This is a genomic window from Roseovarius sp. YIN77 (assembly GCF_057219155.1).
On record NZ_JBXVVI010000001.1, the window covers coordinates 434,564 to 450,890 of the forward strand.

At 54.2% G+C, this 16,327-nt stretch carries 14 protein-coding genes; 2 read left to right on the top strand and 12 right to left on the bottom strand.

Annotation, left to right across the window (positions count from 1 at the left end):
• Nucleotides 1-205 precede the first annotated feature (205 nt).
• From AC2D8P_RS02120 to AC2D8P_RS02175, 12 genes are all read right to left on the bottom strand, one after another.
• Nucleotides 206-706, bottom strand: a complete 501-nt coding sequence (locus AC2D8P_RS02120; RefSeq protein WP_484700022.1) for a TRAP transporter large permease subunit — start codon at nt 704-706, stop codon at nt 206-208.
• A 396-nt stretch (nt 707-1,102) separates the two neighbouring features.
• A complete protein-coding gene (doeA, locus tag AC2D8P_RS02125; protein ID WP_484700024.1) occupies nt 1,103-2,290 on the bottom strand; it encodes an ectoine hydrolase DoeA in 1,188 nt (395 codons plus the stop codon).
• 11 nt (nt 2,291-2,301) lie between these two features.
• Nucleotides 2,302-3,294, bottom strand: a complete 993-nt coding sequence (locus tag AC2D8P_RS02130) for a cyclodeaminase (RefSeq protein ID WP_484700026.1) — start codon at nt 3,292-3,294, stop codon at nt 2,302-2,304.
• The gene (gene eutB / locus AC2D8P_RS02135) at nt 3,295-4,284 is read right to left on the bottom strand and encodes a hydroxyectoine utilization dehydratase EutB (RefSeq protein ID WP_484700028.1); all 990 of its coding nucleotides are present in this window, start codon (nt 4,282-4,284) and stop codon (nt 3,295-3,297) included.
• Between the two features lie 158 nt (nt 4,285-4,442).
• Complete coding sequence (locus tag AC2D8P_RS02140) at nt 4,443-5,795, bottom strand: aminotransferase (protein WP_484700030.1); 1,353 nt, start codon at nt 5,793-5,795, stop codon at nt 4,443-4,445.
• Nucleotides 5,788-7,359 carry a trimethylamine methyltransferase family protein gene (locus tag AC2D8P_RS02145; RefSeq protein ID WP_484700032.1) on the bottom strand — a complete coding sequence of 524 codons (1,572 nt, stop codon included), beginning with the start codon at nt 7,357-7,359 and terminating at the stop codon, nt 5,788-5,790. The genes AC2D8P_RS02140 and AC2D8P_RS02145 overlap by 8 nt, the downstream gene beginning before the upstream one ends.
• Entirely contained in the window at nt 7,352-8,584 is a 1,233-nt protein-coding gene (locus AC2D8P_RS02150) for an aromatic ring-hydroxylating oxygenase subunit alpha (RefSeq protein ID WP_484700034.1), read from the bottom strand. The genes AC2D8P_RS02145 and AC2D8P_RS02150 overlap by 8 nt, the downstream gene beginning before the upstream one ends.
• Complete coding sequence (locus tag AC2D8P_RS02155) at nt 8,581-10,650, bottom strand: oxidoreductase (RefSeq protein WP_484700036.1); 2,070 nt, start codon at nt 10,648-10,650, stop codon at nt 8,581-8,583. The genes AC2D8P_RS02150 and AC2D8P_RS02155 overlap by 4 nt, the downstream gene beginning before the upstream one ends.
• A gap of 63 nt (nt 10,651-10,713) precedes the next feature.
• The gene (locus tag AC2D8P_RS02160; protein ID WP_484700038.1) at nt 10,714-11,775 is read right to left on the bottom strand and encodes an ABC transporter substrate-binding protein; all 1,062 of its coding nucleotides are present in this window, start codon (nt 11,773-11,775) and stop codon (nt 10,714-10,716) included.
• Nucleotides 11,776-11,794: 19 nt separating this feature from the next.
• Nucleotides 11,795-12,892 carry an ABC transporter ATP-binding protein gene (locus AC2D8P_RS02165; protein WP_484700040.1) on the bottom strand — a complete coding sequence of 366 codons (1,098 nt, stop codon included), beginning with the start codon at nt 12,890-12,892 and terminating at the stop codon, nt 11,795-11,797.
• Nucleotides 12,893-12,896: 4 nt separating this feature from the next.
• On the bottom strand, nt 12,897-13,679 hold the full coding sequence (locus tag AC2D8P_RS02170; RefSeq protein ID WP_484700042.1) for an ABC transporter permease: 783 nt from the start codon (nt 13,677-13,679) through the stop codon (nt 12,897-12,899).
• Nucleotides 13,676-14,536 carry an ABC transporter permease gene (locus AC2D8P_RS02175; RefSeq protein WP_484700043.1) on the bottom strand — a complete coding sequence of 287 codons (861 nt, stop codon included), beginning with the start codon at nt 14,534-14,536 and terminating at the stop codon, nt 13,676-13,678. The genes AC2D8P_RS02170 and AC2D8P_RS02175 overlap by 4 nt, the downstream gene beginning before the upstream one ends.
• A gap of 144 nt (nt 14,537-14,680) precedes the next feature.
• On the opposite strand from AC2D8P_RS02175, the gene AC2D8P_RS02180 reads away from it, so the two are divergent.
• Nucleotides 14,681-15,322, top strand: a complete 642-nt coding sequence (locus AC2D8P_RS02180) for a TetR family transcriptional regulator C-terminal domain-containing protein (protein ID WP_484700044.1) — start codon at nt 14,681-14,683, stop codon at nt 15,320-15,322.
• Between the two features lie 110 nt (nt 15,323-15,432).
• Complete coding sequence (locus AC2D8P_RS02185; protein ID WP_484700046.1) at nt 15,433-16,293, top strand: ATPase; 861 nt, start codon at nt 15,433-15,435, stop codon at nt 16,291-16,293.
• The last annotated feature ends 34 nt before the right edge of the window (nt 16,294-16,327 follow it).

Below are 16,327 nucleotides of genomic sequence, written 5' to 3' on the forward strand. Positions count from 1 at the left end.
CGGGGGGCAGGTCAGGTTCCCTCACATTGCCTCATTATCTAAATTATACAGATCAAACATTACTTCGCACACTGGACCAAAAAATCGATGAATTGATTGACGACTACGTTCCAGAAGCGGACAAGATAGTAGAGAGAACACGACAAAAGAAAGCCAATCGAGTAGCTCAGTGTGGCACCACTATGTTTTGATGCCACTCAAACCCCTAAACTGTCGCCGATCTTCCCTGCTTTACGTTCAGACCGAGAATAGCGACAATCGCACCACCACCAATGATTAAGAAAATTCCCGACCCAAATATCAGGCTGACCCCGATAAAGAGGAGTGCCGCGCGCAAAAGTGGGTTGAGATTTGCCGCGAAATACCCGGTGAACCCGCTTGAAATTGCAAGAATTGACAATATTCCGCTTGATAGTGCGATGGTGAACGCAAGTGGTTCGAAGTCGATGAACAGCAATGCCGGCGTGTAAACAAACATGAAGGGCACCAGAAGCTTAGCGATAGATAGTCTGAACCCAATTCCGCCGGTATGCATCGGATCGGCACCTGCCAGACCCGCTGCAGCGAAGGCCGCGAGCGCCAAAGGTGGCGTTAAGTCTGACAGAAGACCGAAATAGAAGACCGCGAAATGCGTCGCAAGAAGCGGAACACCGAAGTCAACCAATGCCGGGGCTATGATCGCCGAAAGGATGATATAGAGGGGCACTGTTGGAATGCCAGCCCCCATAAGAATACAAGCAATGGCGGTAAAGATCAGTGCACAGAACAAGATCAGAGAACGTTCATCAAACAGGTTAAAGACGTCAAAGATGTCGATAAACCCCGCAAGAGCCGCACTACTTTTATCTGGCTAGAAAAATATCCAAATCTCGAGGGCATGACGAATGGACGAGGATGCGTTGCATGCCATGAAAAAGACCAAGGCACATTTACCTGCAGTCTTGGATGTTGAAACCCATCACGGTAAGGCCGGGAATTTTGATAGGCCCCACCGCAATCGCTGCAAAATTGACTGCCTGTATACAGCCATCTTGAAGCTATGATCGCCGCAATAACACCCCGTTAGGCGCTCTAATGATTGCTCATCCCGTGTCGATGGGCCTTAATACTTCACCACCATCTTGCGCGGAACATTTGACAAGCATTCTGGCCCGTTCTGACCGATGCGGATGCTTTCAGTAATTTCAAAACCCCAATCCTCCATCCACAGACCGGTCATGAAGTGGAAGGTCATGTTTTCCACCAACGGGGATTTGTCGCCCGGGCGCAACGACATTGTGCGTTCGCCCCAATCCGGAGGGTAGGATACGCCAATTGGATATCCGGTGCGGTTGTCTTTGACGATCCCGTATTTTTTCAACACGTCGAAAAAGGCGATGGCAATGTCTTCGCAGGTATTGCCGACGCGGGCCTTTTCCAGTCCGGCTTCCATCCCTTCCAGCACGGCCTTTTCCGCATCCAGAAAGGTCTGGGTGGGTTTTCCCAAAAACACCGTGCGAGATAAGGGGCAATGATATCGATGCACGACGCCCGCGATTTCGAAAAACGTGCCTTCGCCCGCCTTCATCGGCGCATCATCCCATGTCAGATGCGGCGCTGCTGCGTCCGAACCTGAGGGCAGCAAAGGTACAATAGCGGGGTAATCCCCGCCCGCCCCGATCGAGGGATCATAACGCAGCGCGGCATCGTAAATCTCTGCCACCAGATCACATTTGCGCAGCCCCGGTTCTGCCTTTTCAAAGATACGCTGATGCATCTTTTCAACGATCTTGCCGGCCTGACGCATATAGGTCAGCTCGGCCTCAGATTTTACCGCCCGTTGCCAATTCACCAGACCATTGGCATCTGTAAATCGCGCATTGGGCAGATGTTTTTTCAGCGATGCATAAGCCGCGGCGGTGAACCAGTAATTGTCCATCTCCACACCAATGGTGCCGCCCCCCAACCCGCGGTCGATTAACTGCGCTGACAGATAATCCATGGGGTGGCGTTCGGTGGACTGAACATAATGATCGGGATAGCCGATGATATTGGACGGATCAGTGTAACATGTTCGCAATGCACCATTGGCATCCTGCCCTCGCCCGTACCAGATCGGCTCCCCCGTCGGGCCCACGACCACACATTGATGCACATAGAACGACCAGCCATCATAGCCGGTCAGCCAGTTCATATTCGACGGGTCCGTCACGATCAGGGTATCAATCCCGCACCGCGCCATTTCGGCCCGGGTCTTGTCCAATCGGGCCAAAAATTCATCCTTGGAAAAATGCAATACTGGTGTTGGCATTGTGTGATCCCTTAACTGGTAAATGTTGACCCCAACCCGGCAGTCTGGGCACGTTGGCGGGCAAGTGTTGCAATGGCAGTATCCTGAACGCCGGTGCCGGTCAGATCACAGATCGTCAGGCTGTTGGCAGCATTATAATCGGGCAACTTCCCGGCAACGACATCGCCAAGTTCAAAAAACTCTGCGTCAGGTGAAACAAGGCCAGCCTCGATTGCGGCTCTGGCCTCCCCCAACACCTTTGTCTGCGCTAAACGGTCAGGGATGTAATGATCGGCCTGTGCGATCAGGGCTGGATCCAGTTCGAACTTGCCTTCCTGATCCGATCCCATTGCGATGATCAACTGCCCGGCACCCACCCAATCTACCAGTATCAGCGGTTCTTTGGCGGGTGTGGTGGTTACAATCATGTCTGAGGCGCCAACCGCGCCTTTTGCATCACTGCTAAACGACGTCGGAACACCCAAAGCATCGGCAATTTCACGTGCCGTTGCTTCGCCCTTCTCTGCATCTCGGGCCCAGACCGTGACTGCTGACAAGGGTCGCACCTGATGGATCGCCGCAGTTTGCAACCGTGCCTGTGCACCTGATCCAAACACGCAAAGCGTAGAGGAATCCTGCCGTGCCAAGTGTCGCGCCGCCACAGCCCCGGCAGCGGCCGTGCGCGTATCCGTCAGGTAACCATTATCCAACAACAAGGCCTCGACCTGACCAGTCATTGCAGAGAACACAACCATGATGCCATTGGTCGACGGCAAACCGATCTTGGGGTTGTCGTAAAACCCAGGCGACATCTTGATCGTGAAACTTTCTGCCCCCCGGATGTGGGCGGTCTTCACATCCACTTCGCCATTGTTTTCATGAACCGCCAAAGACAGGATCGGCGGCATTTCAACTGTGCCTGCAGATAAGGCCGCAAAACCGGCCTCCACGCAATCAATCGCATTGATATCCAGCGGAACCAACTGACGCAGCTCGGATTCCGTCAGGATCTTGATATCTGGCATTTATCCCTCCGCCGTAACATCCACATCTTCGCCGGAAATAATACGGTGATGCAGATCCATATCGATATTTTGTCCAGATATCAGCGCCACACAACACCCCGGATCATTGACCTTCCCCGCCAAAAGCGCGGCAATTCCCACGCTTCCTGACCCTTCGATAATCTGTCGCTCCTGCCAATAGGCATGGCGAATGGCCTGGGCGATCTCTGCTTCAGAAACCAGGATGATCTCATCGACGAAATCCCGCACCATTTTAAACGTATATTGGTTGTCCATTCCGACGCCGCCACCAAGTGAATCGGCCAGAGTTGGCACCTCTTCGACGAAAACCGGTTTACCGGCGATTTGGCTTTCATACATGGCGGCGCCGCGCCCCATAGACACCCCAACAACCCGAATGGCGGGATTGACCGATTTCATCACCATGGCAGCACCAGACATTAACCCGCCACCAGACAAGGGCACCAGAACCGTCTCCAGTTCCGGGGTCTGTTCCAGCATTTCCAGCGCGACGGTGCTTTGACCCGCGATAATATCCGGGTGATCAAAAGGCGGGATCATCACCATCCCCTCTGATACCAGCCTATCGACCTCTACCTGAGCGTCATCTTGGGATCGGCCCACGATACGCACCTCTGCCCCCAGCGCCTTGATCCCATCCACCTTGTTTTGCGGCACCAGCTCTGACATGCAGATGATGCACCGAATGCTGGCCTGCTTGGCGGCATAGGCCAGACCCCGGCCATGGTTTCCTGTGGACACCCCGACAATGCCCAAGGCGCGCTGTTCTTCGGTCAGCGACAGAACCGCATTTGTGGCCCCGCGCAGTTTGAAACTGCCGGTGATTTGGGTCTGCTCCAGCTTCAGATTGATCGCGCCGCCTGAAGCATCGCTCAAGCTTGGGGATGCCACGCTCGGCGTGATCCGAACTCGACCCGCGATACGCTCCCGCGCCGCAAAACTATCCTGAAGCGTGATTTCAGCGCCCATAAATTTGTCCCAACCAACTCATGCACCAAATGCCAAGGGGATCGTCTATGACAACCCCCCACAGCACTTTACCTGCAATACCATTACTTGGCCGGTTTTCACGACAAACTTTTCTGGCGCCTGAAAAATTTTCGGGTATGCGAAAGGTTCGGCCCGAATTAGGCGCCCAATTTGCTGGCGACCACCCTTATCCCGTCTTCCATAATGTCAAACATCTGATTGATTTCATCCTCGGTAATCACCAAAGGTGGGGAAAAGACGCACATGTTGATCAACGGACGCAGGATCAGGCCTCGTTTTTGACATTCGGCATCAATCATAGCGCCTATTTCGCCGTCGCTTTCCAACGTGCCATCAATGCCACCGTTGACAGAACATTGCACACAGCCCACCAATCCCATCCCACGGGTATCTGCAACAATCGGAATGTCGCGCAACGCGTGTAAACGCTCCTGAAACAGCGGCGTAACGTGTCTGACGTGCTCTAGAATGCCTTCGCGGTCGATGATTTCCATACTTTTCAAACCCGCAGCGGCGCAGACTGGATGGCCTGAATAAGTGTATCCATTTGAAAAGGTGGCCTCTTTCCCAGCCACATCAGAAATTAAACGGTCAGAGATAATTGCTCCTCCCATCGGCACATAGCCAGAGGTCATGCCCTTCGCACAGGTGATTATGTCTGGTTGGATGCCAAAGACCTCTTCAGACGCAAACCAGTGCCCCAAACGGCCAAACGCGGTTACAACCTCATCCGAGATATACAGAACATCATGCTTGCGGCAAATCTCAAGACAGCGTTTGTGATAACCGTCCGGCGGCACGATGACACCACCCGACGCCAGAAGCGGCTCAGCAATGAACGCTGCCACCCGATCCGGACCAAGCGATGTTATCGCGCGCTCCAGATCAGCTACCTTTTCTTCCAGAAAGTCAGACAGGCCCTGTCCCTCAGACCGATAGAGCGGGTTCACATTGGGCAGAAAATGAGAAAGCCCATCCGCCTTATCCAACCACAACCGATCGCGTTCCTTGCCACTGACACTCGCGGCCAGAAAAGTCGATCCGTGATAGGCCTTTTGCCGTGAAATGATAATCTTCTTTTCCGGTTTTCCGATCAGGTTATTTCTGAAATGAATGAACCGGATCGCAGTATCTACCGCCGTCGATCCACCAGTCGTAAAGAATACATTGTTCAGATCCCCGGGTGTCCGTTTTGCAATTTCACGGGCGAACTGTGCCGCCGTCGAATTGGTATTGCTGAACGGCGAAAAATAGGCCATTTGCCGCGCCTGATCGGCCATCGCATCAGCGATCTCATCACGACCATAACCAACTTGCACGCACCACATGCCGGCCGGTCCGTCAATCAGCCGTTCGCCATTTTCATTAAACACATGGATACCACTGGCACGATCAACCACCATACGGCCGTTTTGTCCCAGCGTACCCATGCCCTCCCACGGATGCAGGAAATGTTCATTATCCCACGATTGCGTGCTTAGATTATCCACGACGCACCGCCATTTCTGCCGCTGTCATGATGATCGGAAACTCTTCGCGCACCTGTGCATCAGCCGCGCCAAAATAGTTGGGGAAGTGACTGCCCAGAATGCCGTCGGCCTTTTCCCGGGCCCGGTCTAACAAATCAGTCTTGCCTTCGTTTTCCCAAGTGTCAGTGCGTTCACGGTCCATCAATTGCGGATAGACAAACTCGCTGTTCATATAGGTCAGCGTGTGCGGATTGCCCAAGAAATGCCCTGGATTGAGCGCACATTGATGGATCACATCCACCGCCATGGTCTCATCCGTCACTTCAATACCGCGCAGGGATCGCAGGATCATGCCGCCGGCCTCATCATCGATGACCATACTTTCAAAACTGCACCCCATCAGTGACCCGATCATGCCGCCAAACTCGCACAAACGATTGGCACCCGCATGGGCGGCAAGGCTAAAGGTCAGCGCCTTTTCCAACCCGTATTGGGCATCTGGAATTTTTGCATCGGTCATGCCTGCACCAACCGATGTTGGCAGGCCGTAAAAGTTCCCCATTTGAATGGCCGCCGCGCCAATTAGGGCCTGCTCACCGCTGCCACCGGTAAAGGATCCGCTGCGCAAATCAGTGATGAAAGGCCAGGCGGCGAAACAAACCGGGCAGCCCGGCGTGATCAAGTTGACAATCGCCACACAAGCCAGCGTTTCGGCCACGGTCTGCACCAGCGTTCCCGCCAGTGTCGCCGGTGCTGTCGCCCCTGCTTGCGGAGGGACAGCCAGATCAACCGTCAGGCCCAACTTGGCGGTGTCGATCAGGATTTCCATATTCTCTCGCCCGATCCGCAAAGGCGAAACCACTGGGCATCCGCCGAAAATAACCGACGGCTTTTTCAGAAAACTGCCTTCCCCGCCCGAGGCCAGATCAAACAGGCGGATGGCATGGGGAATATGTTTGCGATCACGGAAAGTCAGACATGCGGGTTTTTGGCTGCCCGCAAGCATCGCATAGATCGTATTCATGTCATGGGCGTAATCGTCGATGACATCGGTCGCCAGAACCGTATCGCCCAACATGTGGATATTTTCCAACTGATCGACCAGCCGGGTGAAATCATACACATCCCGTAGGTCAGAGGGGCGGTAAGATTTGGTTTCCGCGTCAAAGGTCGTCACTGCCGTGCCGGAATTGGCGAAATACACGCTTTGGGCGTGACAGTGCATGTCATCCTTGCCCTCACGTTCGCCACGGGCATAGACGTAAAATTCCTTTGCCGCACCGGCCAGAACATCCTCCATCAAGGCACGCGGAAAACACAAGCGGCCATGCGCATTCATCACTGCGCCTTTGGGCAGGACCAAATCCAGCAACTCATCGAAATGGTCCGCCAACCCGGTTTGTTCCAGCACTGTCAAAGCGGCTTCGTGGATGTTTTCCATATCCCGCTGTGACAACGGTTTGTAACTGCCACCGCTCAACCCGCCCTTGACGGCCTCATTTCCCGTGGTGGCCTCTTGCACCGCAATACGCGCTGCACGTCCACCACCACCCCGACGTCTGTTTCTGCTTGTTGTTTCAGCCATTTACGGCTCTCCTGTATTCTGTTTTGGGGCCAATCATATCAAGGTAGAAGTCATAAAACTCCTGAATGGATGTTTCCATTTCGCCCAAAGGCCCCGGTTGGAAATAATTTGAATTCACACCCGATTGGTTGTGCCGGATAATTCGTTCGTCGTCCAAAGAGGTCACATGCCAAAGCCAGCTTAGGTCGTTGATGTTATAATCACGCCCCTCTTCAGCGTCCGCGCGCACCATCCAGACCACCTCGATATCCGTTTCCTGCACACCGCGTGGAATGAACCGATACCCAACCAGATGATCGGAATAGATCAAAAACCAGCTAAGCGGCCCAACACCTAGATCAGTGGCCCCGCCGTCAAACGTTTTGAGATCGCCCAGCAAGGGCGCCAGCGCCGCACCGTCGCGACTGCCGGTATCATAGCCGGGATAAAGCGGATAGCGGCGGTAATACGCACTGGTGCTAGATGATGAAGCTGCAGCCCCGGTCAGGTCGAGCGCATCCGGTGACAGCCCAGCCGCTGCGGCCCGTTCTGCCAAGGGACCTGCCAGCGCCTCCATCTCCTTGGGGGATTTCAGGCTGTGAGAACGTGAATAATCCTGATGCGCAGGGCCGCAGTGATAACATTCCAAGTAGTTCTCGACCGCCAGCTTCCAGTTGGCAGGCACGGGATACACTGCCTTATGCGCAATCTTTAGATTCTCAAGGCCATATGGCGCGGTAAAGGGCGCCAGTTGTGCCAATGTCGGCTCCAGCGCTGGCGTATCGGCGTCACAACACACGAAGATCAGACCTTGAAACACAGTGACCCGTGCAGAATGCAACCCCCAGCGAGACGGGTCAAAGTCAAGCCCCATAGAGCGCCCGGCGCGTAACTTGCCTGTCAACTCAAACGTCCAGGCGTGATAAGGGCAAACAAAGACCCGGGCCTTACCAGACGCCTCAGTGCAAACCCTTGATCCACGATGCCGGCACACATTCAAATGGGCACGGACATTTCCCTCTCGATCACGAACGATGATGATGGATTCCTGCCCATAATCGAACAGGAAATAATCGCCCGCATCCGGGATTTGGCATTCATGCCCAACCCAGATCCAGTTCTTGTTCCACACCTGCGCGATGTCATAGTCATATACAGCTTGAGAGGTGTAAAACCCGCGCGGCATCGCAAGGCCACGTTGGTGTTGTGCAATCAAACCATCCAGTTCAACAGGACGTTCCATCATCTTAGCTCCGCCTCTCTCAAGTCTATGATTTCCCGGCGGAACCAATCCTTGTCCGCCTCTTTTGGATTTCGTTCAAAATCCCGCGCTGCGCGATGCCCAGCAAAAGTCGCATCGACGATCAATCCCGGTTGGGCCGCGTCACCGATCAGTTCCAGAGATTTCAGCCCCAGGGGCTTCAGTGTGTTGTAAAGCGCCGTCTCCCGATGTCGGTCTGTCACCAGAATGGTACTGGCACAGGGCACTTCAGTTTTGTGACCAGAGTAGCCGCAGCTCAGTTCCGCCCCGTTCGGCGTTAACGCTGAAAGCACCCGATTGCAGCGAATATCAGCACCCATTTCGATCAAGCGCGCCTGTATGCGGTGCTGTTCCAGTGTTGTGGTGGTAAAGCTTGATACAATGCTTTCCGGCGTCGCAAAAATTACCGGATAACCTGCCGCCAACAGTTTTTCCGCGATGACGCCTGCCAGATAGATATGGTCGTCGTCATAGATCAGAACCGGCCCTTCCGGTGGCATTTGGCCTGCCAATATATCATCCGGGGTCAAAACCATTGCCCGGGCATCAATGACTGGACGATGACGCATTGTATTGCGGCCAACCCCATCACGACGCCACTTGGCCCCGGTGGCAACAAACACATGTTCGATGCCTAGTTCCGCCACCTGATCCGCATCCAATTCGCTGTCGGTGAACATTTGCACATTAACGCGCTGGCGCAGATCATTCAGACGGTAATCCGCCACCCGTGACCAGGCCGACAGGCCGGGCAGTTGGCTTTCTTTCGCAACACGACCGCCAAACTCGGATCCAGCCTCTGCCAATGTCACACCATAACCACGACGTGCCAGTTGCATCGCGCATTCCAGCCCGGCAGGTCCACCACCGATGACCAACGTCTCAACATCCGATGTCTTCGGCGCGATCACCTCTGGATGCCAACCGCGGCGCCATTCCTCGCCCATTGTGGGGTTTTGGGTGCAGCGGATCGGAAAGCCCAGATTGTCGGAGGACACGCAAATGTTGCAACCGATACATTCGCGAATTTCGTCGATCCGCCCTTCCCTGATCTTGGTCGGCAAGAACGGGTCAGCGATCGAGGGGCGCGCAGCCCCGATCAGATCAACAATGCCCTTGCGCACCATCGACACCATCATATCCGGCGAAGTCAGTCGCCCGACGCCAACCACGGGTTTCTGCGTGACCTGTTTGACAAAGGCCAGATAGTCATTCTGATACCCATCCTGCAGCTGGAAACGTGTTGTCGCGCTATCATTAGACCAATCGGATACATTCACGTCCCACAGGTCCGGCAGATCGGCCAGCAGCTCGACAATGGCGCGCCCCTCTTCGGCCGCCTGCATCCCGTCCGCCCCTTCCATTTCATCAATGGCAAAGCGCAGCGCAACAGCACAGTCATCACCGACGGCCTCTTTCGCATCTTCCAAAAGTTCCCGGGTCAACCGCACACGGTTCTCCAACGACCCGCCATATTCATCGCTGCGCTGGTTCATATGGGGCAACATGAAATGCTGGGCGATCGACATGGAATGTCCCGCATAGACATAAACGATGTCGCAACCTGCCTCTTTGGCGCGCAAAACTGCATCCCGGTGCCAGCGTCGTAGCTCCCTTATATCTGCCTTGTCCATGGCCCGCGCATGTTTGGGCAGCGCCGAATCCACGCTCATCTCTGATGGTGCCAACAACGGCGCCCGGCTCAGATGGTTGGGTGCATGATTGCCATTGTGAACCAGTTGAATGGCCGCCAATGCCCCATGTTCATGCACCGCATGGGTCATTATCCTGAGCGCCGGAACATCGCGCGCATCCCACAACCGCCCCTCCGGGAACGGGGACAGGTCTGAACTCGGATGAATTTCAGTCTCCTGATTGGACACAACAGCCCAACCACCAGCCGCCTTCATCCCACGAACACCTGCATCCGCACGGGGCCGCATATGGCCCAACCCCGTACAATGCGGCACCTGAAAGAACCGGTTTTTTGCCGTAACCGGCCCAATCTTGACCGGTTCAAAAAGCACAGAATATGCATTCGCGTCAGACATTGGCGCGCTCATTCCTTTTGAGTGGACCGGGGTACTGCTACCCCCGGAATTTATGACGTTGGATCAGAAGCCAGCTTTGATACGCTCAAACTCGGCAAGCATTTTCGCTTCCAGCTCCGGGTTCACCGCATCAAAGAACAGGCTGTTTTCGAAAAACGCAGCCGGATCAGAAAATCCATAAGCCTCAATGCTGGCCTGGTCCGCAATTTCAAACGCTTCGGTGTTGGAATGCGGATATCCCCAGTTGTCGATGATATACTGGCCACTGCCCGGTTCGGTCAGGGCATTCAGCAGGTCATAAATCTGATCTTCTGGTGTGGTCGAAGATTTCAGATGCACATAACCGCACACCCAGGTGGCGATCCCTTTGTCGGTATCACGCATCATCGCTGCCGGAACTTCATTCCAGATCAGGTTCAGCTCTGACTGGTTCCAGGCCCAACCCATTTCGATTTCGCCACTTGTCATGGCCTGATCCATTTGCCCGGCATCCGACCAGTAAAAGCGGATGTTGGAATGGATTGAGCGCAGAAAATCAGACGCCTCTTGGAACTGCTCATCGCTCAGGTTGGTGTAATCATCCGCATTGCCGGTCGCCAGCGATGCTAGGGCATATGCCGAAGATGCCGCATCCGGGATGGATATTTTGCCCTGATAAGCCGGATCGGCCAACAGTTGCAGAGAAATATCATCGGCAGAAATCGTGTCGGTACGATAGATCAGCCCGGTATTGCCCCACTCAAAGGGCAGCATGTAAATATTTCCGTCGATGACGATGCCGTCGACCTCTTTGATTTCTGGCAACAGGTTCGCCCAGTTGGTCAGCTTGCTTTCATCCAGCGGCTGAATCAGGTCAGCAGCAACCCACTTGCGCACGGCGTCCGAACATGGATGTGCAAGGTCAGCAGAGAAGCCCGATGTCAGCTTGGTAAACGCTTCTTCCTGGCTGCCGAAATAGGAATAAGACGGCGCCTCATCCCCGTATTTCGCCATATAGCTGGCGAAAAATCCGGGGTCCTCATACCCCGACCAGTCAAAGACGTTCAGATCAGCACCCCCGGCAAAGACACTGCCGGTACTGATCGCCGTCGCAGCAGCAAATGCTGCAATACCCTGAAGTTTCATTGTGTTCCTCCTGTTGGACTTATTGTGAATCTCGACCCAGATCGATCACGCTGACGTCTTGCACGCCCAGCCACACCGCATCCCCGCGGTTAAAATCGACCGTATGAAAGTAATTCGGCACCGACACAGACACAGGGCGATCTATCCCTTCGACCTGCACGTGATAGTGCACGTTTTCGCCATAGAACGCGGCATTTACCACGGTGCCCTGAACCGTCGCCGAATAATCTGCCGGCTTGTCCGACGAAATCTCCAGTTGCTCCGGCCTTATCCCGACGATCATCGAATTGGACCGGCCTGCAACATTGGGGTTTCGATCAATCTCCATCCGTCCAAAGCCTGCCGCCTCGACAATCATCTTGTCGCCATTTTCAGCCTGCATCATTGCGTTCAGAATGTTCATCTCGCCGATGAAACTGGCAACCTGACGGTCGCACGGCCGTGCATAAAGCGTGGCAGGTGTATCCACCTGTTTTAGTTGCCCATTGAACATGACCCCGATGCGATCTGACATGGTCATCGCCTCGTATTGGTCATGGGTAACCATCACAAAGGTGATCCCCAGCGATTGTTGCAAGTTGCGCATCTCGAACTGCATCTGTTCGCGCAGTTTCTTATCCAGCGCCGACAGTGGTTCATCCAGCAACAACACCTTTGGCCGCATGATTAGGGCACGGGCCAGCGCCACGCGCTGCCTTTGCCCCCCAGACAGTTCATTCGCCCCACGTTTTTGCAATCCGCCCAGTTCGACCATGTCCAGAGCTTCAGCCACACGGGCATCAATCTCGGCCTTGGCGACGCGTCCCCGCAGCCCATAGGCCACGTTGTTCCCCACATTCAGATGCGGAAAGATCGCATAGCTTTGAAACACCATATTGGTGGGGCGTTTGTTAGCTGGCACCCCATCCATATCCTGCCCGTCGATCACGACCGTTCCGCGGGTCGGCTCTTGAAATCCGGCAATCATCCGCAGAACCGTGGTCTTGCCACAGCCCGAGGGACCAAGGAGAGAGAAGAACTCCCCCTCTTTCAATGACAGGTTAACGTCAGAGGCAGCAAGAAAATTGCCATATCTTTTTTCAACACCTGTTAACTCTATGATTTTTTTATCTGTCATCTGGTCACTCTGATTTCGAAGAACGGCGGCGGAAATATTCGGCCAGCACCAACAGCAGGACCGATGTCATCAACAGGATCGACCCCAGCGCCAGAACATTTGGCAGCTTGGCAGGGAAACGGATCTGGCTCCAGATATAGACCGGCAATGTTGGTTCATTGCCGGACAGGAAGAAGGCCAGAACAAATTCATCAAAGCTGACCGTGAATGTCACCAGAACGCTGGACACAATCCCCGGCGCCACAACCGGCAACGTCACCCGGCGGAAGGTTTCAATGACACCCGCACCCAGATCATATGACGCCTCCTCCAGCGAGGCATCAAAATCGTCAAAGGCGGATTTCAGGATCGACACGGCAAAGGGCAGCGCCAAAAATGTATGGCCCAATGTCACCGTCATCAACGATGGCTTCAGCCCCATAAAAAGGAACAGCACCAGCATGGAAGAGGCCACGATGATCCCTGGGATCACCAGCGGCAGCATGACCAAACCCTCTGCTGCGCCCTGCCCGCGGAACTTGTACCGCACAAAGGCCCGCGCTGCGAACAAACCCATCGCCGTCGCCAAAAACGCAGCCACCAGACCGACCGTCAGCGAGTTCCACAGCGCCTGGATCAGCGTGTCCTGTTCGCCCAGTTTGCGATACCAATCCAGTGTCCATCCCTTGATCGGAAAGGCCACGATGGTTCCGCTGTTAAAGGAAAACAGCGGCAGAAACAGAACCGGCAGATACAAAAACGCCAGATACAGGAACGCATAGATGGTTAGGGTTGATGGGCGCCTCATCTGATCCGCCTCCCCACTGCATTGCCAGTGATGACAAAGACGATGGCGACAAAGCCTACCGCCAACATTGCAAGCAACGACAACGTCGCGCCCAAGGGCCAGTTATTCGCCGCCCCAAACTGCACCTGAATAAGGTTCGCAATCATCTTGCCATCTGATCCGCCCACCAAGGACGGGGTAACATAGTCGCCCACTGTCGGGATAAAGATGATCAGGCTCGCGGCAATGATGCCGGGAATGGTCAGCGGCAATGTCACGCGCATAAAGCGTTGAAACTGGCTGTTGCCCAGATCGGTGGCTGCTTCCAACAGGCTCGGGTCGATTTTCTGCAGGCTGACATAGATTGGCAGGATTGCAAAAGGCGCCCAAGCATGGGCCAGCGTCAAAACCACCGCGAATTCATTGTACAACAGAAATGTCAGCGGCTCATTGATCAGACCCAACGCCAACAAAGCCGAATTCATCACCCCATTGAAACCAAGGATCAGTTTCCAGGCAAAGACCCTGAGCAGATAGCTCGACCAGAACGGAATGGTGATCAGCAACAACCAGATCGTCTTGTTTCTGGCCTTCATCGAAATGAAATAAGCAATTGGATAGGCCAGCGCGACCGTGACAATGGTCACCGCCCCCGCAATCCAGATCGACCGCAACATTAGATGCCTGACCAACGGATCGCTGAACGCCTCGCGGTAGTTTTTCAGCGTCATCGTCTTGTCGAGCGTCACGTAGGACTGCGACCAAAACGAATAGGCGATCAGGATGACCAGCGGTGCCGCAACCAGAAACCCCACGTAGATCGTGGCCGGTGCGCTCAGGGCATAGCCTTTCGCAGATTCACTTCGCAATTCGATCACGCAGCTTCCCCAGTTTGGAATTTGTCATCAGAAATTATTAATGGACGATCGTCCATTTAATATTGCGCAAAGGGTGATCTTATGTCAATATTTTTAAAATCGACGAACAAACAAAATCATATCACCTTGATTCATAAGTGAATTATGCAGACAGAAACAGAAATCCGACGCCCATCCAAGCGCGATCCAGAGGCCAGCCGACAAGCCCTGATCAACGCGACTCTCGATACAATCGCTGAAATTGGCCTGACAGACACGACGGTCAGTCACATCATCAAACGGGCCAATCTGTCCCGGGGAATGATCCATCTGCATTTCGGCGGCAAAGAGAGCTTGCTGACGGCCTCCGCCAAATATTTTAGTGACAAGTACTACCAAGAACTGGACCGCCAGCTAAGCCAAGCAGACACCACGCCTGAGGAAGTGATCATGGCGGTCATTCGCGCAGACCTCAGCGCTGAATTGCTGAACGAACGGTCCACAAAAATCTGGCACGCCTTCCGGGGCGCGGCCCCGTCTCGTCCAGGCATCGCGAAATACAGCAGCACCCAAGACGATCGCATGACCGAAACGTTGCTGGCCTCGTTCACAAAGATCGCAGAAAGTTCAGGACGCCGGGAACCGATCATTGCCCGACAGGCCACGTTTGGCACCTTTGCCCTGCTCGAAGGGATGTGGGTTCACTATCTGTCAGACAGTGAAAACTTCGGCCGGGAAGAGGCTGTGGAGTTGATTCGCACGTTTCTGGCCGGACTTTTCCCGGGCCATTTCCAGACACCGGGTTAGATCAATCCCTTCAGGGATACCTTGCCGTTAAAACCGATAATCGCAATTCCATTTGACCCCACTACCCCCTGCCATTACCACGTCAGGGACTTTGGTAAGGGACAGCGGTCATGATTTACGGATCTGCGCAGGATTGGCGCGCCTCAGAGGCGAAACGCGTTATGCTGTTTGGCATGTCCGGGCTTGGGAAAACCTATATTTCCAACATTCTGCGCGATTCCGGTGACTGGTTTCACTATTCTGCCGACTACCGCATCGGCACCCGCTACATGGGTGAACATATCTCTGACAACTTCAAGCTGGAGGCAATGCGCGTCCCGCTCCTGCGCGATCTGTTATTGACAGACTCCGTCTATATTCAATCCAACATTACCTTCAACAACCTGGCCCCGCTGTCCACTTATCTGGGCAAACCCGGCGACCCGGAAAAGGGCGGCCTGCCGTTCAAGGAATACATGCGCCGACAAGCCCTGCACCAACAGGCCGAAATCAATGCCATGTTGGATACCGGCCATTTCATCAACCGGGCAAAGAAGCTTTACGGCTATAGTAACTTCATCTGTGATAGCAGCGGCTCGATCTGTGAGGTCGTCAATCCCGATGATCCCAATGATCCTGTTTTGTCCCAACTATCAGAACACGTGTTGATGGTCTGGATCGAAGGGTCCGACAATCACACCCAGGAACTGATCCGCCGATTCATCAAAGCACCAAAGCCGATGTATTACCCGCCGGACAGGCTTCTGTCCCTTTGGTCGGAATATAAAAGCAATAACAATCTGGTAGATGATGATATTGATCCAGATGATTTCGTCCGGTTTGCCTATTCCCGCGCCTTGACAGATCGACAACCACGGTACCGATCCATGGCGGAAAACTGGGGCATTTCGGTCAAGGCCGAAGACGTCGCCAACATTCGAACAACTGCTGAATTTACCGATCTGATCGCAACCGCCCTTGAGGCACGCTAACCGCCGCCCTATCTGAATAGGCCGAGCAAAAGGA